Genomic DNA, 23,918 nt, shown 5'->3' with positions numbered 1-23,918 from the left:
CTGAAATCGGATATGTGCGGCCGATATTCATTGATGACAGAGCTGGCGGCGCTGGCGGAGGAACTGAACCTGTTGGTGCTTCCGCCGCGTTTTGAACCCAGAGATCAGGTCACGCCCGGGAGTGGGATCGCGATCCTGATCGACGCGAAGCGTCGGAAGCTGGAATACTTTTATTGGGGACTGGTTCCGTCCTGGGCGAAGGACGTTTCAATCGCGCGGAAAACGTTCAACGCGCGGGCTGAAACGCTCCTGGAACGGGCGTCGTTCCGGAACGCATTCCGGAGACGGCGCGCGCTGATCCCGGCGACGTCGTATTATGAATGGACTTCGGAAGGCGGGACGAAAACCCCGTATCGGTTTTTTCTCCCCGATACGAAGATCTTCACGTTTGCCGGTCTTTGGGATTATTGGATGGACGCGGAGGGAAACGAAGTCTATTCAGCGACGATGATCACGACGGCAGCGAACGAAATCGCTGCGCGGGTCCATTCGCGTATGCCGGTTATTATAGACCGGAAGGATCGCGACCGATGGCTGACATGCGATGATCCGCGCGAAGTTTCCGACCTGCTGCGTCCGATCGCTCCGGAGCGGATGACGATTGAACGCGCGGAGATCGAGCGGGCGCCGTCTTTACAGGGCTCGGAACTGCGTTTGTTATAAGCTTGAGCGGAATTTCAGCCGGAACTGTTTCCCGGATTTGAAAACTAAACTGCGCTGATCAGAAAACAGCGCAGTTTTGATATCTTTTTCTTCCTTTTCTTTCGCCTTCAGGATTATCCGACGATATTGACCAGCTTCCCGGGGACAACGATGATTTTTTTCGGCTCGCGTCCGGCCAGCGCGGCCCTGACGTTCGCGCTTTCGAGCGCGGCGGCTTTCGCTTCGGCTTCGGCGTATTCCGCGGGGAGCGTGATCCGGTCGCGGAGCTTCCCGTTGACCTGAACGACGAGCGTTATTTCGTCGGCTTTCGCGGCTTCGGCGTCGAGTTCGGGCCAGCGCTGAACGTGGACCGAGCCTGATTTTCCGAGGAGCGACCAGAGCTCTTCGGTGATATGCGGCGCGATCGGCGCCATCATTTTCAGGTAAATTTCGACCGCTTCGTCCCAGGCTTCCGTCCTGAACGCGCCGGCCTGCTTCGCTTTGATCATCTTATTCAGCAGTTCCATCAGGCTGGATACGATCGTATTGAACGAGAACGATTCGAAATCACGCGTTACCGATTTCAGCGTCTGATGTACCTTGCGGCGAAGTTCTCGGAGCGTATCTTCGCTCGCGTCGTCGTCGTTATCCGCCGGTTCGAGGATTGTTGACCAGGTTCGGCGAATCCAACGCGAGCTGCCTTCGATTCCGGAGCTGTTCCAGGGAGCGCCCAGTTCCCAGCGCGCAAAAAACATCAGGTACGCGCGTACGGTATCGGCGCCGTAAAACTCGATGAGCTTATCCGGATCGACGACGTTTCCGCGGCTCTTCGACATTTTTTCGCTGTCTTCTCCGAGGACGATTCCCTGGTTCCGGAGCGCGATCATCGGTTCTTTGCCTTTCATGACGCCGATATCGCGTCCGGCTTTATGGAAGAACCGCGTATAGATCAGGTGCATGGTCGCGTGCTCGATACCGCCCGTGTAGACGTCGACCGGCATCCAGTAATCGTATTCTTCCTGCGCGAATGGATAACCCTGATGATATGGGCTGAGATACCCAAGATGGTACCAGCTGGAACAGAGGAACGTATCCAGCGTATCGGTCTCGCGTTCCGCGTCCCGACCGCAGATTGGGCATTTCGCGTACTTCCAGGTTGGATGCAGCTTGAGCGGGCTTTCGCCGGTTGGGGTCCATTGGACGTCGTCCGGGAGTCTGACCGGGAGCTGGTCCTCGGGAACAGGAACGGCGCCATGTTCCGGGCAGTAGATTATCGGGATCGGCGTTCCCCAGTAGCGCTGCCGGCTGATCAGCCAGTCGCGGAGGCGATAGGTAATCTTCCGTTCGCCGATCTTTTTTTCTTCGAGCCAGGCGATCACGCGCGGTATCGCTTCGTCGCCGGAAACGCCGTTCATCTCGTCGGAATTGACGAGTTTCCCCTGCGCCGGGACCGCCTCGCTCATCGTTTTTCCATCGAGGGGTTCCATGTCGTCCGGCTGAACGACGACGATAATTTCAAGCCCGAATTTCCTGGCGAAATCGAAATCGCGCTGGTCATGCGCCGGGACCGCCATAATCGCGCCGGTTCCATACCCCATCAGGACGTAGTCAGCGATCCAGATCGGGATCCGTTTCCCATTGACTGGGTTGATCGCGTAGGAACCGGTGAAGACGCCGGTCTTCTCCCGCCCTTCCGCTTCGCGCTGGATGTCCGTTTGTCGCGCTGCTTCTTCGATATAGGCGCCGATCGCCGCCTTCTGCGACTGGGTTGTGAGCTTCCCGACCAGCGGATGTTCCGGGGCAAGGACCATGAACGTCGCGCCCCAGAGCGTATCGGGTCGCGTCGTGAAAACGACGAGCGGGTCGCCGGATTCGGTTTCGAACGTCACGGACGCGCCTTCCGATCGGCCGATCCAGTTCGTCTGAAGCGTTCGAACGCGTTCCGGCCAGTCCATCCCGGAAAAATCGAGGAGCTGATCGGCGTATTGGGTCGTCCTGAAGTACCATTGATTCAGGTTTTTCTTGATAACCGGCGTTCCGCAGCGTTCGCAATGCCGATCGTCACCCCAGACCTGTTCCCGGGCGAGCGTCGTGTTGCACGTGGGGCACCAGTCGACCGGCGAGAATTTCTGATACGCCAGCCCGTTTTTCAGCAGCTGAATGAAAAACCATTGCGTCCAGCGGTAATACTCAGGTTTCGCGCTGATAATCTCACGGCGCCAGTCAAACATGCAGCCCATCGATTTAAGCTGATCGCGCATGTGGTCGATATTTTTAAACGTCCATTCTGCCGGGTGGATATTATGCTTGATGGCGGCGTTTTCGGCGGGGAGCCCGAACGCATCGAACCCCATCGGAAATAAAACGTTATACCCCTGCATCCGCATAAAGCGCGCGTGCGCGTCGGACGGGGTAATCGCGTACCAGTGGCCGATATGAAGATTTCCCGACGGATACGGGAGCATCGTCAGCGCATAGTGTTTCGGTTTGGTCAGGTCAATATCGGAATAATCCAGACGATTTTCCTCCCATAACCCATGCCATTTCTTTTCAATTTTCGCCGGATCATAAATCGGAACGATCGTTTTATCCATACTGCCTCCAGGACGTCTATTTTTGAAATTTTTTCCCATTATACAGCAAGGCTGTCCGACCGCCGAGCCGAAGCGCGGAAAGATATGCGGCGCCGGGTTCTCCGTGCGGCTGGTGGGATGGGCGTGCGATAGGGGGCGAGAGGAGTAAAAAAACTGCCAGTTAAGCTGCGACTCCAATGTTGGATAGGAAGATTAAGTGTCGAGAAGGAATATGGAACCCAGTCTTGCTTCAACATTTCAGACCATACTAAGCGATGAAATCTGCGCGAGTAAATATGCATCTTTGCTTGATTCCTTAAAGTGATAATCGTTCAAGAACGGCTTGCTCAGTTTCAGGACTCCAATATGTTATCAGTTTATTCTTTGTCCGAGTAATTGCTGTATGAAAGATACTTCGAAAGCTATTTTTCAAGCCGGATTGCCGTGACGATTTCTTCGATAAATTGACGCTGTGCATGGTTGGCGCGCTCCCGATCGAGCGTTTCGCAGGCGGCGATTTGGGCGAAGATTCGTTCTCGGAAGGCCTTCGGATCGGGAACGTATTCGAAGTGCAAAACGGATTCGCCGATGTTAATCGCGACGTCGCCATAGTTAAACAGGAAGGCAAAGAGGTTCTTCCGGGCGATCTCGACTGTCTGGATTTTATTCAACAGGGCGGTTCTTTCCCGTTCAAAGCCGAAGGGCTTCCGGTAAACCTCGGCGACGCGGTCATTCTCAATCCGGAATTCATCGTTGGCGCAGTCTATCCAAAGGGTCAGCGCGACGGCAGCGCAGGCGAGAATCGCAGCCCCGACGACAGAGCGAAATTCCGACGGCAGGAACGGTTTCGATCCGGTCGAGCCATATATTCCGAAAGCCAGGCACGCGATCCCGATCAGCAGGACGCTGAAGCTGCTTCGAAAAAATTTCATCCAGTGGGCGTGTGTTTTGAAGAGGATCGTTCCGTTCGGAGCGATTTCGTCCGTTTGCTGCGCAGCCAGGCGGGAGGACGCGGCGGAATCAGGCGTTTCTTCCGATACGGTTCTGTCTTCGTCCGGAGTCGGATTTTTCGGGAGATCGATATGGATTCTGAGCGGATTTTCCTGCCGGATCGCTTCCTCGATCGGCCGGGCGTTTCCCGCTTCCGGTCGCCGGCGCGCAGGGCGTGCACTTTCGCTGAGGTTGAAGCCGCTGCGCCTGAGCCAAAGCAGATAGAGCGCAAAAGCGATATAGGCGATAGCGCCGACGGCGCTGATCGCGGCGGTCAGCGCATGCTTCTTGATGATCAGGCAGAGAATCAGCGTCAGGCCATAAACCGCCGTTCCGATCAGGAAAAGCGTCAGCACGCGCCGGTTGGTATCGCTTTCGTTCATGAGGAATATTCTATCATTTCATCTCTCCTCAGGCGAAAAGGCGGGACGGCCTGGCGATAAAACTGGTTATGAACCGCTTTCAGGCGAAACGGAGAAAAGGAAAGAAAATCCGGAAACAGCTGGAAGTTGATTTTATCGTCAATCGCGGGGATCAGAGGGTATTACATCCAGTCAGCTTTATCGGTCGACGATCCGGAAAAGCGAAGGCAGGAAATCGCTTCGCTGATTCGCATTCCTGATTCATTCGCCAAGATGGTTGTTGTCCGCGATTTTATCCGGCCCTGGAGAGATGAATCCGGAATTCTGTATCTTGGGATCGAGCAGTTTCTTCCGGATGACGGGGCTATCGCGTTGTAGCGTCGGTATCTTTGGGCGTCCTTGCGGCGGCAGCGCTGTCCATCGTTCCCCGGGGCGATCAGCTTCGAGGAACGATGGATTGAAAGATTCACGTCGTTAATTTAATCTTCCGCGGTTTCTCTCGTGATAACGAGCGCGTCCCGTTCCGGATCCTTGGTCACGCTGACGATGTCGCCGCTGACGACCTCGCCGGACAGGAACTTCATCGACAACGGGCTTTCAAGGTACTTCTGGAGCGCGCGGCGCATTGGGCGTGCTCCGAAGGCGGGGTCATAGCCGACGGTCGCCAGCCAGGTCCGCGCGCTGTCGTCGAGGTTGAGCGTGAGCCCCATGTCGACGATCCGTCCGCAGATTTCCTTGAGCTGCAGATCGACAATCTCTTTCATCTCGTCAACGCTCAGTCGCGAGAACATGATAATTTCGTCGATCCGGTTAAGGAATTCGGGACGGAACGTATCCTTGAGCGCGCGGTCAATCTTGATCTTCGCGTCGCGGTCTTCATTGTTTTCGCCCGTGCCGAGAAAGCCGAGCGTGCCGCTGCGGCTGATATATTCCGTTCCGAGATTTGAGGTCATGATTAGGACAGTGTTGCGGAAGTCGACGATCTGTCCCTGCCCGTCGGTCAGCCGTCCGTCGTCAAGGATTTGCAGCAGCGAGTTCCAGACTTCGGGGTGCGCTTTTTCGATTTCGTCGAAAAGGATAACGCGATAGGGGCGGCGGCGGACGGCCTCGGTCAGCTGACCGCCTTCTTCATAGCCGACGTATCCTGGCGGCGCGCCGAATAATCGAGACGCGGTATGGCGTTCGCGATACTCGCTCATGTCAATTCGGACGAGCGCGTCCTCGTCGTCAAAAAGGAACTCCGCCAGCGCTTTCGCGAGCTCGGTTTTCCCGACGCCGGACGGGCCGATGAAGATAAACGAGCCGATCGGGCGTTTCGGATCCTTGAATCCGGTTCGGGCGCGGCGGATCGCGTCCGACAAACCGTGAACCGCTTCTTTCTGACCGATAATCCGTTCGGCGAGCCGTTCTTCCATCTTGATCAACCGCTCGGTTTCGTTTTCAAGCATCGCGTTGACCGGGATTCCGGTCCATTGGGCGACGACCTGGGCGATATCGTCGACTTTGACGATATCGTCGAGCTTCTGGTCCGTTTTCCAGGCGCGGCTTTTTTTCTCGAATTCGCTCTCGATTCGGATCCGTTCCGCTTTAATTCGGGCGGCGCGTTCGTAGTCGCGGTCGTTTCCGGCTTCCTCCTCCTCCTGCGTCAGCGCGCTGATCTTATTTTTCATCTGCCGCAGTTCGTCCGGGATCGAGAAGAGCGCGACGCGCCGTTTCGCCGCCGATTCGTCGATCAGGTCGATCGCTTTATCCGGCTGATAGCGGTCGGTCACGTAGCGCGATGAGAGATGGACGGCGGCTTCAAGCGCGGCATCGTCGAACTTGATTTTATGATGATCCTCGTAGCGATCCTTCAGCCCGCGGAGCATCGCGATCGTAACTCCATCGCTCGGTTCTTCAACGTAGACGGAAGCGAAACGGCGTTCGAGCGCCGCGTCCTTTTCAATATATTTTCGGTATTCATCGAATGTTGTCGCGCCGATGCACTGCAGTTCGCCGCGCGCCAGGGCCGGCTTGAGCATGTTGGAGGCGTCGATCGCGCCCTGCGACGCGCCCGCGCCGACGACCGTATGCAGCTCGTCGATGAACAGGATAATTTCGCCTTCGGAAGCGCGGACCTCCTCGATTACGGCTTTCAGCCGCTCTTCGAATTCGCCACGGAACTTCGATCCGGCGACCATCGCGCCGATATCGAGCGACATGACCTTTTTATCCATCAGCGGTTCGGGAACGTCGTTGACGGAGATTTTCTGCGCCAGGCCTTCGGCGATCGCGGTCTTTCCGACGCCGGCGGCCCCGATCAGGACCGGATTATTTTTCGTCCGGCGGCAAAGGACCTGAATCACGCGTAAAATCTCGGCGTCTCGGCCGATAACCGGATCGAGCTTGCCGTTAGCGGCCTGATCCGTCAGGTCGCGGGAATACTTTGCGACGTTTTTATATTTCGTGTTGATCGTTTTCCGGTTCTGCGAAGCGCTCTGGCTTTTCTGGGCGAGGAGATTATACGCCTTGGTCCAGTTGAGATCAAACTCCTGCATCAGGCGCGAAACGGCCGTGCCTTTTTCGGTCAGGATCGCCAGGAACATATGTTCCGGGCCGGCGAGATCGGCTTTCAGCCGGCTGGCTTCGGCTGGAGCTTTATCAATAATCGAGCGGACCTCGGGCGTAATAAAGAGCTGGCCGGAGCCGCCGCTATAGAAATCGGCTTTGACCCGCGTTCGGAGCATGAAGTCGATCCGGTCAGCGAGCGTCTCAGCGCTGACGTCCATCTGTGACAGGAGCGACGCCGCCGCGGATTCCGGGTTCTCGATCAGCGCCAGTAAGATATGTTCAGTTGCAAGTTGATTATGTTTATAGTCTTTTAAAAGCTCAATCGCGCGCTGCGCGACGTCCTGAGCTTCTTTTGTAAATCGATCGAATCGAATCATGTACGTTCCTTTCAAATTTTCAACTCATGATAAATCATCAAGCGTCTCGTTTAAATTTACTCGACGATTATAAGACGAGCGTAAGAAATCCGCGGCGCTTACTTCCCCGCGCCCGAGCGCGCGTCGTTCGCGTTTTTCAGGATATCCCACGGGGTGATCATTCCGACCAGTTTCGCTTTCGGTTCGCCGGTTTCGGTCAGAAAGACAGCGGAGATCCGACGCGAGCGGCGGTTGAGACTCATGTCGAACAGGTCGCGGACGTCGGCGGCGAGGGCGTCCTTCGTCGCGAATTCATACCGGTCCCCATTCGGATAATTCAGGTCGATATAGGGAAGAAAATCGCTGATTTTCAACGCTGTGCCGATCTGTTTTTCTCCGCTTTTAATAATGTACGAAAAGACGCTGGTTTTGCTGAAGACGCCGAGGAGCTCGTCGCGGATGACGACGGGAACGTGCGAAAAGCCGGCAGACTCCATTTTACGCATGACGTTCAGCGCGTTTTCATGAAGCGAGGTCTTGAAGACCTGATCCGCGCGGATCGCGTAATTGACCGCGAGTTCGGGATTCTCGACGATCTCCAGGACCTCTTTCAGGATTCGGTACAGCGCGGGAGAAGGCTCGACCGGGTAATCGCCGGCGACTTTCGGCGAATGGGTCAGCAGGTTCCGGATCTCACGGATAAGGTCGAGCGATTCTTTATATGCCTTGCCTTCGTTCGAGTTGCTGAAGCGGATAATAACGTTGTCGTACGGATTATTTTGGGCGTAGCGCCTGTTCGATTTCAGAGCTTTTTCAAGGCGACGGTAGACGTCAAGAAAGGCTTCGACGCGTTCGTCGGCGTCACGGAACGCATAATCGTTCGCGTCGTTCTGCTCTGAATTTTCGCGTAGGCTTTCGCTCCTGGCGTTTCGATTGAACGTTTGCATGCGTTCCCTTCCTTTCTTTTCGGCTTGAAGATCATCATGCCGCTTCTTCATTTTCACCGGGATCAACCGGATGGCCCGAAATCAGTCTGGCTTCCTCTCTGATTCCGCAGTGTCCAATTGATTCGTCGTTCCGCGTGTTTCGAAAAAAGACCGATCCTGAATCGCGAATCTCCCGCAGCATGGTTTCCGCAAACTCTACCGCAGCTGGAGAATCTGTCTTTATAACCCTGCCGCCTCTGTAATCTTCGATCGCGGCCGCTATGATTCTTTTGAATCCTTGACTGGGAATTCGCCGCAGCGCCCATTCTCCGCCTTCCCGCTTGGACAAGATCAGCTTTTCGCTGGCGTACGCCAGTACTCTGCATAAATTCAGGATAACGTATGTCGGATTTCCGTTGATGCCTTCTTCTGCCTTTTCAACGTCCGACCAGACGCTGTCCATATAGTTCTGATCGCTGACTTCGGAAAAAACGGAGGATACGTTTCTTCCATATATGGTTTTTCCCCGATGGCGGATGATTTTGAAATGCGCTGCCAGGTCCTTATCCATCCCCTTCATCTTTTCGATGTACTCCTCGGGATCCGAAGCGTATCGGTTCAAGTGAATTGCCGAAAAATGCAGCTCATATGGCGTCGGGTAGATAACGGGATTGCAGGCCGACTCCCTGACGACGCTCAGCTCCAACCCTTTTCCAGGCGCCTGATTGTTCAGTTCGACGATCTTATCCATATATTGGCGTTTTATTGCGTTGGAAAGCTCACGCTGAACGACGACGATTAAATCTATATCGCTTTTTTGACCATTGAAACATCCCATCGCTATCGAGCCATGAAGGTAGATTCCCGTCAGATTGTCCTTCAGGATATTTTCGCTTTGTATGACGAAAGAATCGAGCAACTTCTGAATTTCCATGCGTTCCCCTTATTAAAATGATACTGTATTCGGCCTGTTTCAGGCGGAAGGTACGCGTTTGGGAATTCCTGCTGTTGGCCGCGGCGTTCGACAGGTTCCCTTCATGACAGTTCTTTACCTGTCCCTGATCTGGGCGGGGAGAGCGCGTCCGGCGCGCCGCGATTTCCGGTTTTCAGTCGGTTCCAGAGGAAGACTGTATAATGAAGTGGAATTCGAAATGGAGGCGCAGTATGATAAATACGCTTGTTTTTGTCGTCATCGGCTTTTTCGTCGCGGTGACGGTTATCGCCGGGTTGATCGTCCGGCGTATCGGGTAGCCGCAACAGGTAAATTTGGAAAGGAAATTCAGGCATGAACGCTGCTGTAAATCGATCGGAACGCCGCGCGTTCGTCGCGGCGCTCCGATCTTCCCGGACGTTTTTTATTGCTGGTTTGGTTTTGGCCGCGCTGCTCCCGACGGGGGCGGCGCTGTTTACGCTTCGAAGCGGGGGGGGGCTGGATGCCGGGTGGATTGCCGCGCGGCTTTGCGGCGTGATGGGGCTGTCGCTGCTGACGCTGTCGCTGGTCCCGTTCGCTGATTTGCCCTGCGTCGCAGGACGGTTTAATCCGCGCGAAGCGGCGTCGATCGATCGCGCTGTCGGGCTGACCGGGCTGACCTTTGCCGCTGCGCATTTGCTCCTGAAGTTTCGTCAGCTTCCGGAGGTCGTTCACGTTCTGCCCGCGGAGCGCGGGGGCCTGCTGCCAGGTCCGACGTTCGTCGCGATCGCCGGCGCGTTGGCGGTACTGGCGGTTTTACGGTTGACGGCCGATCCCTGGCGTGGCGGGATTCACAGCGCGCTCCGGATCGGACGATTCTGGCTCACGGCGGCGGTGGTCGCTTTCGCGCTGGCGCAGGCGTATTTTGCGGAAGCGCCTGATCTGAGTCCTGTCGTTTTCTGGCTGTGGGGCGCGCTGCTCCTCGCAGCGGTGATGGGCGTCGCGGTTGGCGGGGTGATCCTGCCGCTTCGATCGGCGCGCTATGAGATCAGCGAGCTTGTTGAGATCGGCGCGGATGCGGTCGAGGCGACGTTCGTACGGAAATCGGGTCACGCCGTCGTTCTCCCGGGCCAGTCGGTTGGACTGGCGCTGAACGGCGGCGCCTTTTCCGGAAAGCCGCTGTTTTATATCAGCGGCGTTGGGAAGGATGGTACGCTGCGCGCTGCGTTTCCGGGCGGACGCGATTCGCTTCGCGTCGGGACGAAAGCGGCGGTGGGGATCGCGCATGGGAATTTCCGGCTGGATCGGCTCGGAGCGGACGGATTCGTCTTTATCGTCGATGGGTACGGGATCGCGGCGGCGATAGCGTCGCTTAGAACGCTGGCGGAAAGACGCGACCCACGGAAGCTGACGCTGATTTACCGCGCCGACAGCGAAACGGCGGTCTGGTTTGCAGAGGAGCTGACGAGGCTGGAGGAACGGTTGAAGCTGACGGTTGTGAGGTCGATTGGAGAACCGATTTCGGCGGAATCGATCCGGCGCGTTTATCCGCGGGAGCGCGACCGCTATGACGTTTTCGTCTGCGGCTCGAAGCCGCTGCGAAAGGCAGCGGGGAACGCGTTCAGGGCGTTGAAGGTTCCCGCGAGGAATCAATGGTTCGAGGCCTGATTCATCGGGCGGCGCCAGGTCCCGGAACGATTATTTATTTTTTCGGACCGGGAACGTTTATTCCCAGAAAAACAGTTACAATTATGGAAAGATTTAATCGTAACTGAATTCCGGCTATGGGCCGGATGTGGATCATGGAGTCAGGATCAATGAGTTTGCCGATTGTTCAAATTGGAAATCCGGTTTTACGGAAGAAAAGTCATAAGATTTCGCGGATTACCGCCGAGACGCGGCGGCTCGCGAATGAAATGCTGGAGACGATGCGTGAGGCGCATGGGGTTGGCCTGGCCGCGCCGCAGGTCGGCGAGCTGGTTCGCCTGATCGTCGTCGAGTTCCCTGAGGACGATGAAAAGGAGGATTCGCCGCTGCGGACGTATCAGGTTGTCAATCCTGAAATTATCTGGCGTTCGGAGGAAATGGTCATAGGCGTGGAAGGCTGCCTGTCGATTCCGGGCCTGGCGGGCGAAGTCGAGCGGCATGAAGCCGTTAAGGTTCGTGGGCTCGACGTTTATGGCCGGCCGGTAAAATATGACTTGAAGGGCTGGATCGCGCGGATCTTTCAGCATGAAATCGACCATTTAGATGGAGTCTGCTACGTGGATCGATCGTCGAACGTCTGGCAGCTTGACGCTGAAGACGATGAAATGGAAGCCGCGGTTACGGCAGACGAGAAGGGCTGAAGCGAGGCGGAACCTTGCGGCTTGAACGGCTGTCGCTGACGAATTTTCGTTCTTACGCCCGTTTGGAAAGCGATATTCCGAACGGGATTTTGTTATTGCGGGGCGGGAACGCGGTTGGGAAAACGAGCATTCTCGAAAGTTTATTTTATTGCGCGACGTTTTCGACGTCTCTTGCGGGTCAGGATCGGCAGCTCATCCGGTTTCAGGCGGAAGAGGAGGACCCGGCTGTCGCGCGGATCGTTGCTGCATACGCGGTTGGGGAAAAGAAGCGGAAGCTGGAAATCCGATTGATATTAGAAGGCGAGCGGGAAACCCGGCGGCTTCGGAAAGAAATCCTCCTCGACGGGCGGAAAACGACGGCGCAATCCGCCGTCGGCGAGTTCCCGGCGGTTCTGTTCCTTCCGCAGATGACGGAGATGATCAGCGGACCGCCCGCGGAGCGGCGGCGCTACCTGAATATCCTCCTGTCGCAGTCGGTTCCGGGTTACGCTCGGACGCTGAGCCGCTATGCGCGTGCGGTCCTGCAGCGGAACGCGCTTCTTCGGACGCTAAACGAGCGCGGCGGCGATCCGGGGCAGCTGGCTTATTGGGATGAGCTCCTGGCCGGGCAGGGGGCGTTCCTGATTTATCATCGCGCCCGGGCGATCGCAACGCTGGAGCGGCTGGCGGATACCGCGCTGCAGCGACTGACGGGGCGGAACGAGGTGATGTCGCTCAGGTACCGGCCGGCGCTGAGCGATGCAGATCTGACGCTGACGGAGCTCGTCGGCGCGGACGGGAAAGCGGAACCCGAAGCGATCGCCGGAATTACCATGGCGGTCCGGACGGCGCTCGAATCCGGACGCAGGCAGGATATCCGGCGCGGCGTTTCGACGATCGGGCCGCATCGTGATGAAATGCGCGTTGTGACGAATGGAATTGATGTCGGCGTTTATGGCTCCCGCGGTCAGGTCCGAACGGTCCTGCTGGCGCTGAAATTTGCCGAGGTCGACTGGATTCGGGAGGCGAAGGGGACGGCGCCGCTGCTGCTCCTCGACGAGACGTTTTCTGAGCTGGACGCGGGACGGCGTGGGGAGCTGATGCGGCTGCTGGACGAATGCGGTCAGGGGATCGTGACGACGACGGACTTGAAGTTTTTTTCGTCTGAGTTCCTGGGGAGCCGGACGATTTGGGAAGTCCGTGATGGTATCCTGCTGAAAGAGGGAATGGTTTAGCCGAGCGGTTTTTTGAGCGGAATCCCGGCCTGACGCGGGTAAGCCGCCGGCGTTGAGCTGCGCTTGCGGATGACGACGAGGGCGCGGCCGGACGTTTCGCCGCCGGCGCCTGGGAGTTCGAATCGGAGGCTTGACTCGAACGCGCCGCCGAGGAGCGTGATCGCCTTTTTCGCGCTGGCGATTTCCTCGTCGCAGTCAGCGGATTTCTGCGCAAGCATGGCGCCGCCAACGGTCACGAGCGGCATCAGGTACTCGCAGAGAACCGGGAGACGCGATACGGCGCGGGCGACCGCGAAATCCTGCCGCTCCCGAAGCTGCGCCATGCGGCCCGCGTCTTCGGCCCGGGCATGCAGCGTCACGACGTCGGTCCAGCCGAAAAGCGCGCAGACGCGTTCACAGAATTTCAGCTTTTTCCCGATCGAATCGATCAGCGTCAGCTTCAGTTCCGGGAACGCGATTTTCAGCGGGATTCCCGGGAAGCCTCCCCCGGTCCCGACGTCGGCGAGCGTCTTCCGGTTCAGATCGCCGGTCCCTGTCGCGACGGTCAGGGAATCGAGGAAATGTTTCACGCGAATCGATTCAGGGTCGCGGATCGCGGTCAGGTTGAATTTCGCGTTCCATTCGAGGATTTCGAATAGAAAGCGCTCAAACTGGTCGAGTTGTGACGGGGTGAGCTGGAAGCCGAGGAAAGGCTGAGCCGCGGTTGCGAGTTCGTTCAGGGGCGTCATGCCGATTATTATAGCGGATTCCGGATATCGTGACGGGTTTTTGCAGACCTGACAAAGGTCATGATTGCGGAAAATCGCGGATTATGATATATTTGACTGGTAATTTGCTGGCCTGACCTGAAATTCGCCGGCAAGTTGGAAGGAGCATAAGATTAGTACACAAGATTTTCGCGTAAACGAATCGATTCGGGTTCCCGAGGTTCGGGTCATCGATCATCAGGGCAATAACATCGGCGTCATATCGACCTACGAAGCGTTAAAAATGGCGCAGGACGCAAATCTGGATCTGGTAGAGGTTTCGCCGAATGGGAATCCGCCGGTCTGCCGTGTGATGGATTTTGGCAAGTTCCTGTATGAGCGGATGAAAAAAGAGAAGGAAGCCCGAAAGTCTCAAACGAAAATAGAGATCAAGGAAATCCGGCTGCGTCCGAAAACAGGAGATCATCATCGATCTTTCAAGACGCGCGACGCCCGCCGGTGGCTGATGAGCGGGATGAAGGTGCGCGTGACGATTCGGTTTCGCGGGCGTGAAATTACTTATCCGGAAATTGCGTTGGAGGATTTGCGTGAAATTGCGCAGGACCTGAGCGATATCGCGATGATCGAGCAGGCGCCGGGTATGGAAGGGCGGACGATGGGGATGCTCTTAGCGCCGAACATGAAAAAAATCGCTAAAATTAAGGAAGAACGCGCGAATGAACCTGAACCTGAGATCGAGGACGAGATCGACGAGGCGTACGATGACGAGGAGGAGGAGGACGGCGAAGGAGAGCCGTAATCCAATTTAGCGTCCTGATTTTTTGTCTTTCCCGGCGGAAGGATGAATCCCGGGTATAATTTACAGGCTAATCCGTCGAAGACGCGGTTCTTTTCCTATGCGTCTCGGCGATAAAATATTAAGGAGTTTTGTTGTGCCACGCAAATTAAAAGTATCGGGTAAGTTGAAGCTGAAGACCCACAAGGCGACTTCCAAGCGTTTTCGCATGACTGGGTCCGGCATCATCGTCCGCACGAAAGGCGGGAAGAGTCATTTACGCCGCCGAACGTCCGTGCGAACGAAAAAACTGTTGGCAGAGATGATTCCGGTGGAGGGCAAGAAGATTGTCCGCCGCGTCAAGCGTCTCGCGCCTTATATGGCGTAATCGGTTCGTTTCAGTGCGGCTGTCGGATGTTCGCAACGGGTTGAAAAAACCGGCGTCCGGGGGTTTGCAAAGGAGTTTATAGCTTATGGCACGTGTTAAGGGTGGTCCGCAGGGACATCGCCGGCACAAGAGATTATTGAAGTTAGCGGAAGGGTATCGAGCGACTCGTTCGAAGCTTTACCGCCGTGCGAATGAAACGCTGTTATCCGGTCTGGTTTACGCTTTTCGCGATCGCCGCGTACGGAAGCGCGACTTGCGGAAGCTTTGGATTACGCGGATCAACGCTGCGGCGCGGATCAACGGAATTTCTTATAGCCGCCTGATTTCGGGACTTCGCAAAGCGGATATCTGCCTGAATCGGAAGATGCTGGCGGATCTGGCCGTTCGCGATCCGGAGACGTTCAGCGCGATCGTAAAAGCCGCGAACGCGTAAACAGGCGAAGGATTAGCATATTCAGGATATATAGAAAAACCGCTCCCGGCGAGCGGTTTTTCTATAGGGGTGCGGGGCCGCGTTTCTTCTAAAGCCATCCGCGGATCCGATACATCAGTACGCCAAGGTACTCCTTAACCGCGGTCTCGAACGCACGAATGTTTCCCGATTGCGGAATGACATAGCGGTACCAGCTTTCCGCTGTTGGATGGGTCAGGTCTTCCCATTCCGCGTCCGAGTACGTGAAATCGGTTGGCGCGGCGACGACGTCGAAGCCCTGTTTTTTGAAGAGATTCACAGCGCGGAATATATGCGTCGCGGAGGTGACGACGATTATTTTTTCAACGTCCATCTCGCGCAGGATGACCGCGTCCGCGGCGGCTTCCTCAGCGGTATTTAGCGACGTCTCCTGGATCAGGATATCTTCCTTCGGGACGCCGAGCCGCTCCGCGATATCGGCCATTTCGGCGGCGACCGAGGGCTTCTTTCCGCTCAGCGGCGCGAAATATGCGCCGCCGAAAAGAAGCTTCCCGACCCGTCCTTCATGATACAGTTTCGCTGCGTAGAGGATTCGGTCGCCCGCGCCGCCGATTTCAACCATCTGGCGCGGGGCTTCGAACGATTCCGTCCCGCCTCCGAGGACGACGGCGACCTCCGCGGATTCGCCTGCCGGAAGCGGGGGAGCCGACGTCTCGAGTGAGCGGGTCAGCCATGCGGTGGGAAAAGGCAGCCCGGTAACCCAGAGAATCAGGAACGCCGCGGTCAGGAACCGCCTTCGGCATTTCTCGGACCTGAACGAGAGCAGCGCAGCGGCTAAGAGGATGAAGGTCAGGCCGATCGGATAGATCAGCGTCGGCAGCAGCTTGGATAAATAGACGAACCAATCCATTTTATGCGTCGCCTCCGAACAAGCGGATAATCGGTCCAAAGAGCCATTTCAGGAAGCGGGTAAACCAGTTCCCTTCCTCGACTTCTTCCGGGACCGGCGTTGCGGACGGTTCCGGCGTTACGGCGGCCTGGAGACCGATCGGATCGCTCTGATAGACGCGTCCTGATTTATCGCGTCCCTGGAGCTGGATATAGAAGACGCCGTCTTTGAGCAGGTCCATCGGGATATTCAGGATCTCAAATTTGCAGGATGTCCCGGTGCAGAGTTTATCAGCCGTTGTCCATTCCATCGCGAATCCGGGGAAGAGCGTCTTATTTTTAGTCAGGTAATTGATCATGTATGAGTCCATCCCCGTATATTTCCAGGAGACCGGGAGCCGTTCCGCGGTCATTGCTGCCGAATCGTACGTGAAGCCGAATTGAGAGGCGGGGTTGACGGTCGGCGCTTTTGTCGCCGTCGGGACCTGCGCGAACGGAGTCCAGTTACTCGGCGGCGCTGCGGTCCGCCGCGGCGGCGTGTAATAGGTCGACTGCGGCTGCGGATTCGGATTGACGTTGGGCTGCGACGTTGGATAGACGTAATTGGGATTCGACGGCGCGGTCGGATACACCCAGATCGGCGGAACATACGGCATCGGCGTCGCGGTCTGATATCGCCAATACGGGGTCGCAGTCATCCAGTTGCGCTGCGGCGTGGCGGTAGCCCAGTAGAACGGCTGGCTCGTTGCCGTGACCCACTCAATAATGATAGGACCGGTGGTCGGCGGGACAGGCGTCGGGGGAATGACCGTGATGACGATCGGTGTTGGCGGGACAGCGGTTGGTGGAATGACTGTAATAACGATCGGCGTCGGCGGAACGGCCGTCGGCGGAACGGCCGTCGGCGGAACGGCTGTCGGTGGAACGGCTGTCGGTGGAACGGCTGTCGGTGGAACGGCCGTTGGCGGAACGGCCGTCGGCGGAACGGCCGTTGGTGGAACGGCTGTCGGCGGAACGGCTGTCGGTGGAACGGCTGTCGGTGGAACGGCTGTTGGTGGAACGGCTGTCGGTGGAACGGCCGTCGGCGGAACGGCTGTCGGCGGCTCCGGCGTGTCGGTCGGAACTTCGGTCGGGATTTCTGTCCAGGTCGGCTCCGGCGTGTCGGTCGGAATTTCGGTCAGGATTTCCGTCCAGGTCGGCTCCGGCGTGTCAGTCGGAATTTCGGTCGGGATTTCTGTCCAGGTCGGCTCCGGCGTGTCGGTCGGAATTTCGGTCGGGATTTCCGTCCAGGTCGGCTCCGGCGTGTCGGTCGGAATTTCGGTCGGGATTTCCGTCCAGGTCGGCTCCGGCGTGTCGGTCGGAATTTCAGTCGGGATTTCCGTCCAGGTCGGCTCCGGCGTATCAGTCGGAACTTCGGTCGGAATCTCGACTGTCGGCGGGCTTGCCAGTACGACGCCGTCGATATTTTTATCCGGAATCATTTCTAATTTGGCGATAACTTCGGGGTGATCGGTCATCAACGGCTGCTCAGTGTTATTGTCGTTCAGGAAAAGCGAGCCCAAAGACCATAGATACGTCATTTCGTATGGCAGCGCGCCGGAAAGGTTGTTCCCGGAAAGATCGAGCCGGCTCATTACCGATAAGCCTCCGATCGACGGCGGAATTCCGCCGTCGATTCCGGGCGTCAGATCGATTTCCCGATAGGGGTCGATCGTCAGGTTCGCCTCACATTGCGCCAGATTGGGCCGTTCGTTCAGCATCTGCTGTTTTTCTCCGGTCAGCTTATTTCCGGATAACGTAAGATTTTGCAGGCCTGGAGCGTAGATGTTTTCCGGGATTGGCCCGGTCAACAGGTTATTGCTGAGGTCAACCTGTTCGAGGGTATCCTTCTGAAGGAAATTATCCGGAACGACTCCGCGGAGGAGCGTGTTCGTCAGGTGGATTTCGCGAAGCGCCGGAAGCGCCGTTAAAGCGGACGGTATTTCGCAGAAAAACTCGACGTTATCGAACGAAAAGCGGACAATCGAGCCGTTTTCACAGCCTAATCCCATCCAGGAACAGACATCGGGGTTCGCGCCGAACCAGCCGGAATTCGAACGCCCGAATTCAGTCATCTGGTTATAGATCTGGTCCAAAGCGGCGAGGTCCTCGGCGCTGACGCCGAAGTATCCCGTCTCGTCGGGAGTTTCGGGCGGGAATTCAGCGTTCTCGTCGGGGCTTTCAGGATTGGGGTATTCGATCAGGTCTTCTTCATCGGTTTCAGGCTGCTCCTGCGCGCAGGCCGCGGCGAACAGCGTTAAGACCGCGAGAACGGTCAGGAGGAGGTTTAAAACTTTGACGGTTTGGTTCTGGTTTTTCATTGTGGGGACACCTGCTTTCTTCTTAGAATCGATGCGCTTTACAATTCATATTGTACCTGAGGAATTATCTGCCAGTTGTTATTATGACGCGGAAACGGCGCGAAAAGTTCCGGGGAGTTTATTTTTCTTTCCCTTCCATTTTTCTTTTTCCTGTCCACGGCGAATCAGGTATACTATCAGGATTGACGAACGAACTATGGATCGACTTACGGAAGCGCAAAAAAATATCGTGGAAGCGCCGTTAACCGGGCGCGTCTTTATTGAAGGGATTCCCGGCGCCGGAAAGACGACGGTCGGCTGCGCGCGCGTCCGGCGCATGCTCAGCGCCCAGCGGGCGGGAAAGCGGACGCTCGTTTTTACGCCGGTCGCGTCCGCTGGGGAGGCGTACCGTGGGATTCGGACTGAAGATGGACGAAGCGCGTGGGTGACGACGTTTAACGGCTTCGTGCAGCAGAATCTCAACCTGTTCTGGCCGCTGATCGCGGAGGAGGCGGGTTATTCGGCGGGCGGATCCGCGCCTTTATTCCTGACGATTGAAACGGCGCAGGTCGTTCTCCAATCGGTCGCCGAACCGCTTTGGGAAGGCGGCGCGTTTAACGTTCTGCAATGGACGCTGAGCCGGTTCCTGAATCAGGCGACGATGGCGATGCATAAAATGGCGGCGGCGGGTTTCCCGTTCGAGACGTACGCCGAACGCATGAAGTCGAGTTGGAGCGGCGACGGGACGATGCGATCCGTTTTCGATCTGATTCAACGGCTGGGGCTCTCGTTTAAGGAGACCTGCCGTGCGGATAACATGCTCGATTTCGCGCTCCAGCTTGAAATTTATCAGCGCTGCCTGGCGGGAAATCCGCTCTACCGGCGCTGGCTCCAGGACCATATTCAGTTCTTTGTCCATGACAATGTCGAAGAGGATATCCCGCTTGCGCACGCGTTCGGACTCTCGATTCGCGATATCGTCGATTCCTCGCTGGCGATTTACGACGAGCTCGGCGGGTTCCGGACGTTTATGGGCGGCGATCCGGATTCGGCGCGGAAGTTGCGCGATGGGGCGGACCGGACCGGCGTCTTGAGCGACTCGTTCGTATCCTCCGGTTCGGTCAGGGCGCTGGCGGCGGTGATCGAAAATCCGAACGCCCCGTCCGCGTCGCTTCCGGGGAACCCGGTCGAGGCTTTCCGTTTCCACCTGACGCATTATTACCCGCGCATGATTAAGGACGCGGCGCGCGATATCGCCGCGCTGGTTCATGGACAGGGGGTAGACTGCCGCGATATTGTGATTATTGCGCCGCTGCTTTCGGATGTGACGTATACGATGTTCGAGCGGGAACTGCGGCTGAAAAACCTGCGCGCGTTCGCGTTTCGGGCGTCGCGCGGCCTGGCGGTGGAAATCGAGTCGCGCTGCCTGTTGACGTTTTTGGCGCTGCTGCGGCCCGGCTGGGGATATCCGATCCGGAACCTGGACCTGGTCCAGACGCTCCGGTTTTTTATCCCGGGAATCGATCCGCTTCGGCTTCAGCTTTTCGTCGTCAAAGCGTTTGAAACGGCGGCCGAGCCGGACGGAACGGTCCGTTTTACGCCGAAGCGGTTGAAAGAGATGGCCGAGAAAGATACGAGGGAATGTTCCCCCGTGTTTCTGAGCGCGTTCGACCGCATGAGCGAATGGATCTTAGCGCGTCGTGACGACGAAACGCCCCCGGATCAGGCCGTCTCCGATTTTTTTCATAACGTCCTGACACAGCCGGGTTTTGCCGCGCATGGGTCGGTCGCCGAATCGTTTCCGCTTTGTTTTATCAAGTTGATCGATTCGCTCAAGAAGTATCGGAAAGCGATGGATGCGCTTCCGGAAGGCCGGCTGACCTGGCGAATGTACATGCGCGCGGTTGCCGACGGCATGGTTTCGGCGACGGTTCGCGATAACGCGGCGATATTTCCGGAAAATTCGATCCTGATGACGCTGGCTGGCGGGTTTATCGGTCTGAACCGGCCGTTCCGTTATCAGGTTTGGCTGAACGCCGGGTCTCCGCGCTGGTGGGAACGGATCATGGGGACGCTGACGAACGACGCCGTCCTCTCGACGGGATGGCGCGAGGGCGACGTTTGGGACGATTATCGGAAATACGAGCGGAACCAGGTTGAAATGCAGCGGTTGGTGCAGTCGTTGTTGGCGCGCTGCGGCGAGCGGATTTACGTTTACGCGAGCGAGCTGAACGAGTCGGGCCTGGATCAGAAGTCAAACCTGCTGTACCTGTTCGCCGACCTGAGCGCGCGGCTCCAGCCGAAGCTCCCGATCGAATACATGCCTCCGATCGCGGGCAACGATCCGGCGGAGGCCGGGCTTTGGGACGAGAACTGGTTCGAAACGCTCGCTCAGGATGGGTCGGAAAGCGAAGCGGAGGGCGAATGAAATTTATTCCGCGCAAGGCGCAGGCTGAAATCCTGACTTACGAAAGCGGGACGCTGGGCGTTTCCGCCGTTCCCGGAAGCGGAAAGACGCATACGCTTGCGATGCTGGCGGCGAAGCTGGCGGAAGCGATTATTCATTCGTATAGCAGTCCGTTTATTCCTGGAACGGAACCTGTCGTTCTCGTCGTGACGTTTTCGAATTCGGCGGTCAATAACTTCAAGGCGCGGATTGCCGGGCTGATGAGCGAGCGGGGTTTGGTTCCCGGGGTGGGGTACGAGGTTCGCACGCTGCATTCGATGGCCGCGGATATCGTTCGCGGCGGCGGCGCGAATCTGGGGCTGGACCCGGAAGCGACGATTATTGACGCGCTGACTTCGTCGTATATCTTAGAAAAGATTATCGACCGGCTCCCGACCGCGCGGCTTCGGGAAGCCTTCGACGCGGTCCGGTCCGATTCGATGAAGGCGAATTACCTGGAACAGGTTTTTCAGGATTCCTGGAAGGATAAGGTTTTATCGATCTGTCAAAACGTGATCAAACGGGCGAAGGACCTGGGGATCAGCGCGCGTCAGCTGCATGGCGCGCTGGCGGAAGCGGAGGACGACGAACTCGGGGATTATCGGCTGCTTTCGCTGACCGCGGACGTTTACACCGAGTATCAGGCGAAGCTGGCGGCGTATCCGGGGATGGATTATGAGGATTTAATGACGTACGCGTATCGGATCCTGAGCTCGGACGGCGTCAGCCTGAAGCGCGCGCGTGAGCGCTGGCCTTTTATCCTTGAGGACGAGGCGCAGGACAGTTCGGCGATTCAGGAAAACGTGCTGCGGCTGCTGGTCGGCGAGCGGGGGAACTGGGTTCGCGTCGGCGACCCGAATCAGGCGATTAACGTTTCGTTTACGACGTCGAATCCGGCGTACCTGAAAAACTTTTTGGCGGAGGCGGACCGGACGGTCGACCTGGATTGTTCCGGGCGGTCGACGAAGTCGATCCTGAGCTGCGCGAACCGGCTGATTCGCTGGACAATCGGGGATCATCCGATCCCGATGATGCGCGCCGCGCTGACGGAGCCGTATATTCACCTGACGCCCGGGAACGATTCGAGCCCGAACCCGCGCGATGAGCCGCTTCGGGTCGTCTTTGATCCGAAGGGATACACGGCGGATCAGGAAGTCGCCGTGATTGGGAATCTGGCCGTTCGCCATACGCAGCTGTATCCGGACGAGACGATCGCGATCCTGGCGCCGACGAACGATCGCGGGGTCAGGTTTTCCGATTATCTGCGGAGTTCCGAGATCGAGGTTGTCGAATTCCTGCAAAGTTCGCCGCAGGACCGGGACGCCGGGAAGATTTTATCGACAATTTTTAAATGGCTGGCGCGTCCGCGGGTGATGAAGAACGAGTTTATCGACGTTGTCAAGGTTTTATTGGCCCGTCCGCGGGAGCTCGATTTTTACCTGACTGAGCCGGAACGGGAACAGGTTTTCCGAATTCTGACGCAGTTCCGGCAGGAAAAAGTTGTCGATTTCTTCTATCCGGCTTCGGAGGACGATTTCGAGACGTGCCTCCGGTCGATCGGCGGGGACGAGATCGTATTCCAGACGATCGTCCGGATCCGGGAACTGGCTCGGAAATGGCTCGAAGCGCGCGGGATCCGGATCGATCAGCTGGTCCTCCTGATCGCGCAGGACGTTTTTATCGATCCGGTCGACCTGAGTATTGCCAACCGGCTGGCCGGCGCGGTGCTGCGCGCGACGCAGGCTGACCCGTTCGCGAATTTCGATACCATGGCGGAGCAGATCATCGAAGCTTCGAAGCGTCCCGAGGTCGTCGCGGGACAGGGCGGCGACGAAGGCGAGTTTGATCCCGGGCTTTATCGCGGGAAGATCGTCGTCACGACGTATCATAAGGCGAAAGGCCTGGAATGGGACCAGGTATACCTGACTTCGCTGAATAATTATGATTTTCCGATCGGAAAAGGATATAAAGAAAACGGCTATACGGAGTTTTATCGGTCCGAGGTCTATTACGCGCGCGGGCGTTTGGATTTGCAGTCGGAAACGATCGAGCAGATGGTCTGCCTCTGTTCCGAGCCGCCCCGGACCTATATCGAAGGGGAGGCGACGCGGCGGAGCGCCGACGCCTACGCGGCGGAGCGGCTGCGGCTGCTGTACGTTGGGATTACCCGGGCGAAGAAAGGTCTGTACGGGTCGCGAAACCTGGGGAAAATGCGGACGCCGATGTGCGAGGCGGTCGCGGTCCGCGCGCTCAGGGAAAGCTTCGGCGGGGCGGATCGGGAGGGGAAAGCGAAATGACGTTGGAATTCAGCGCGTCGCAGGTTTCGGCGTTGTTGAGCTGTCGCCGGAAGTATTATTATAGTTCTGTGCAGCGGCTGGATTGGCCGGAACCGTTTGACCGCGATTATCTTAAGGCGGACCAGCTGACGCGGATGGGCTCCGAGTTTCATCTCACGGTTCAGCGCGTTGCGCAGGGGCTTTTACCGATCGAGCGCGCGATCAGCAATGCGGACGGCGAAATCCAGCTTTGGCTTCAGCGGTTCCGCGATACGGTTCGGCTTCCGGCGGAAGGGACCGTCTACGCTGAGATGCGGTTGACGATGCGTCAGGCGGACGTTCTTTGGAACGGGAAAATCGATTTATTGACCGTCGACGGCGGCGGGCTGACGATTTATGATTGGAAAACGGCGCGGAAGGCTGCCCGGCGCGAAGCCTACGCCGCCGCGCCGCAGACAGGACTTTACCGCGCGCTGGCAGTGGAAAACCGTGTCGATCTGGGGCTGCCGGCGGACGTTTTTCCCCGGCTTCGGATGGCGTACTGGTTCGCGAATTTCCCGGATCGCCCGATCGAGTTCGATGATTATTCGGAGGCGGCGTACCGGGAGGACCTGCGCCGGCTGGAAGCGTACGCGGCGCTGATGCGGTCGGAGGATGAGGCCGATTATCCGCGGACGCAGGATTTGAAGACGTGTTCCTGGTGCCGCTATCGGACGTACTGCCGCCCGGAAGGACCGCCGGGCGCGTTCGACGAGGCGGATTTCGAGCCGGAACCGGACGATTTTCTCTTTCCGCCGGATAACTTTTAACGGCGGT

Annotated in this window: 19 protein-coding genes; 11 read left to right on the top strand and 8 right to left on the bottom strand. The window is 57.4% G+C overall.

From position 1 onward, the window contains the following. Positions 1-12: 12 nt before the first annotated feature. Positions 13-663, top strand: a complete 651-nt coding sequence (locus BEQ56_09800; GenBank protein AOH43743.1) for a hypothetical protein — start codon at positions 13-15, stop codon at positions 661-663. A gap of 113 nt (positions 664-776) precedes the next feature. Here the strand turns inward: BEQ56_09800 and BEQ56_09795 are convergent, their stop codons facing one another. Then, positions 777-3,236 carry a leucine--tRNA ligase gene (locus BEQ56_09795; protein ID AOH43742.1) on the bottom strand — a complete coding sequence of 820 codons (2,460 nt, stop codon included), beginning with the start codon at positions 3,234-3,236 and terminating at the stop codon, positions 777-779. 401 nt (positions 3,237-3,637) lie between these two features. Next, positions 3,638-4,588, bottom strand: coding sequence for a hypothetical protein (locus BEQ56_09790; protein ID AOH43741.1), 951 nt, complete (start codon positions 4,586-4,588; stop codon positions 3,638-3,640). Positions 4,589-4,714: 126 nt separating this feature from the next. Here BEQ56_09790 and BEQ56_09785 point away from each other — a divergent pair, with 126 nt between their 5' ends. Next, positions 4,715-4,945, top strand: coding sequence for a hypothetical protein (locus BEQ56_09785; GenBank protein AOH43740.1), 231 nt, complete (start codon positions 4,715-4,717; stop codon positions 4,943-4,945). A 101-nt stretch (positions 4,946-5,046) separates the two neighbouring features. Here BEQ56_09785 and BEQ56_09780 read toward each other — a convergent pair whose 3' ends face one another. From BEQ56_09780 to BEQ56_09770, 3 genes are all read right to left on the bottom strand, one after another. After that, positions 5,047-7,491, bottom strand: a complete 2,445-nt coding sequence (locus BEQ56_09780) for a Clp protease (protein ID AOH44495.1) — start codon at positions 7,489-7,491, stop codon at positions 5,047-5,049. 101 nt (positions 7,492-7,592) lie between these two features. Continuing rightward, positions 7,593-8,420, bottom strand: coding sequence for a hypothetical protein (locus BEQ56_09775; GenBank protein AOH43739.1), 828 nt, complete (start codon positions 8,418-8,420; stop codon positions 7,593-7,595). Between the two features lie 34 nt (positions 8,421-8,454). Next, on the bottom strand, positions 8,455-9,333 hold the full coding sequence (locus tag BEQ56_09770) for a hypothetical protein (GenBank protein ID AOH43738.1): 879 nt from the start codon (positions 9,331-9,333) through the stop codon (positions 8,455-8,457). Positions 9,334-9,684: 351 nt separating this feature from the next. Here BEQ56_09770 and BEQ56_09765 point away from each other — a divergent pair, with 351 nt between their 5' ends. The 3 genes from BEQ56_09765 to BEQ56_09755 all read left to right on the top strand — a co-directional run bounded on the left by BEQ56_09765 (position 9,685) and on the right by BEQ56_09755 (position 12,871). After that, the gene (locus tag BEQ56_09765; GenBank protein AOH43737.1) at positions 9,685-10,977 is read left to right on the top strand and encodes a hypothetical protein; all 1,293 of its coding nucleotides are present in this window, start codon (positions 9,685-9,687) and stop codon (positions 10,975-10,977) included. Between the two features lie 149 nt (positions 10,978-11,126). Then, positions 11,127-11,657 (top strand): peptide deformylase, encoded by a 531-nt coding sequence (locus tag BEQ56_09760; GenBank protein AOH43736.1) that lies wholly within the window; start codon positions 11,127-11,129, stop codon positions 11,655-11,657. A 14-nt stretch (positions 11,658-11,671) separates the two neighbouring features. Further along, complete coding sequence (locus BEQ56_09755) at positions 11,672-12,871, top strand: hypothetical protein (protein ID AOH43735.1); 1,200 nt, start codon at positions 11,672-11,674, stop codon at positions 12,869-12,871. Here the strand turns inward: BEQ56_09755 and BEQ56_09750 are convergent. Continuing rightward, positions 12,868-13,590: a hypothetical protein gene (locus BEQ56_09750; protein AOH44494.1), complete on the bottom strand. Its 723-nt coding sequence runs from the start codon at positions 13,588-13,590 to the stop codon at positions 12,868-12,870. The genes BEQ56_09755 and BEQ56_09750 overlap by 4 nt on opposite strands. Positions 13,591-13,750: 160 nt before the next feature. Between BEQ56_09750 and BEQ56_09745 the strand changes: the two genes are divergently transcribed. The 3 genes from BEQ56_09745 to BEQ56_09735 all read left to right on the top strand — a co-directional run bounded on the left by BEQ56_09745 (position 13,751) and on the right by BEQ56_09735 (position 15,174). After that, positions 13,751-14,377: a translation initiation factor IF-3 gene (locus tag BEQ56_09745; protein AOH43734.1), complete on the top strand. Its 627-nt coding sequence runs from the start codon at positions 13,751-13,753 to the stop codon at positions 14,375-14,377. Between the two features lie 133 nt (positions 14,378-14,510). Beyond that, positions 14,511-14,741 (top strand): 50S ribosomal protein L35, encoded by a 231-nt coding sequence (locus tag BEQ56_09740; GenBank protein AOH43733.1) that lies wholly within the window; start codon positions 14,511-14,513, stop codon positions 14,739-14,741. A gap of 85 nt (positions 14,742-14,826) precedes the next feature. After that, complete coding sequence (locus BEQ56_09735; GenBank protein AOH43732.1) at positions 14,827-15,174, top strand: 50S ribosomal protein L20; 348 nt, start codon at positions 14,827-14,829, stop codon at positions 15,172-15,174. An 88-nt stretch (positions 15,175-15,262) separates the two neighbouring features. On the opposite strand, the gene BEQ56_09730 is transcribed toward BEQ56_09735, so the two are convergent. Together BEQ56_09730 and BEQ56_09725 are read right to left on the bottom strand one after the other, a co-directional pair. Further along, the gene (locus BEQ56_09730) at positions 15,263-16,063 is read right to left on the bottom strand and encodes a hypothetical protein (GenBank protein AOH43731.1); all 801 of its coding nucleotides are present in this window, start codon (positions 16,061-16,063) and stop codon (positions 15,263-15,265) included. Between the two features lies 1 nt (position 16,064). Next, on the bottom strand, positions 16,065-18,401 hold the full coding sequence (locus tag BEQ56_09725) for a hypothetical protein (GenBank protein AOH43730.1): 2,337 nt from the start codon (positions 18,399-18,401) through the stop codon (positions 16,065-16,067). A gap of 196 nt (positions 18,402-18,597) precedes the next feature. Between BEQ56_09725 and BEQ56_09720 the strand changes: the two genes are divergently transcribed. From BEQ56_09720 to BEQ56_09710, 3 genes are read left to right on the top strand one after another with little or no spacing between them, the layout of a single operon-like run. After that, positions 18,598-20,808 (top strand): hypothetical protein, encoded by a 2,211-nt coding sequence (locus tag BEQ56_09720; protein ID AOH43729.1) that lies wholly within the window; start codon positions 18,598-18,600, stop codon positions 20,806-20,808. After that, positions 20,805-23,123, top strand: a complete 2,319-nt coding sequence (locus BEQ56_09715; GenBank protein ID AOH43728.1) for a hypothetical protein — start codon at positions 20,805-20,807, stop codon at positions 23,121-23,123. The genes BEQ56_09720 and BEQ56_09715 overlap by 4 nt, the downstream gene beginning before the upstream one ends. Continuing rightward, positions 23,120-23,911: a hypothetical protein gene (locus tag BEQ56_09710; GenBank protein AOH43727.1), complete on the top strand. Its 792-nt coding sequence runs from the start codon at positions 23,120-23,122 to the stop codon at positions 23,909-23,911. The genes BEQ56_09715 and BEQ56_09710 overlap by 4 nt, the downstream gene beginning before the upstream one ends. Positions 23,912-23,918: the final 7 nt, after the last annotated feature.

This window comes from Anaerolineaceae bacterium oral taxon 439 (assembly GCA_001717545.1).
GTDB lineage: Bacteria > Chloroflexota > Anaerolineae > Anaerolineales > Anaerolineaceae > Flexilinea.
Note: the sequence above shows the minus strand (reverse complement) of the source record. Positions and strands in the feature narration are given on the sequence as shown.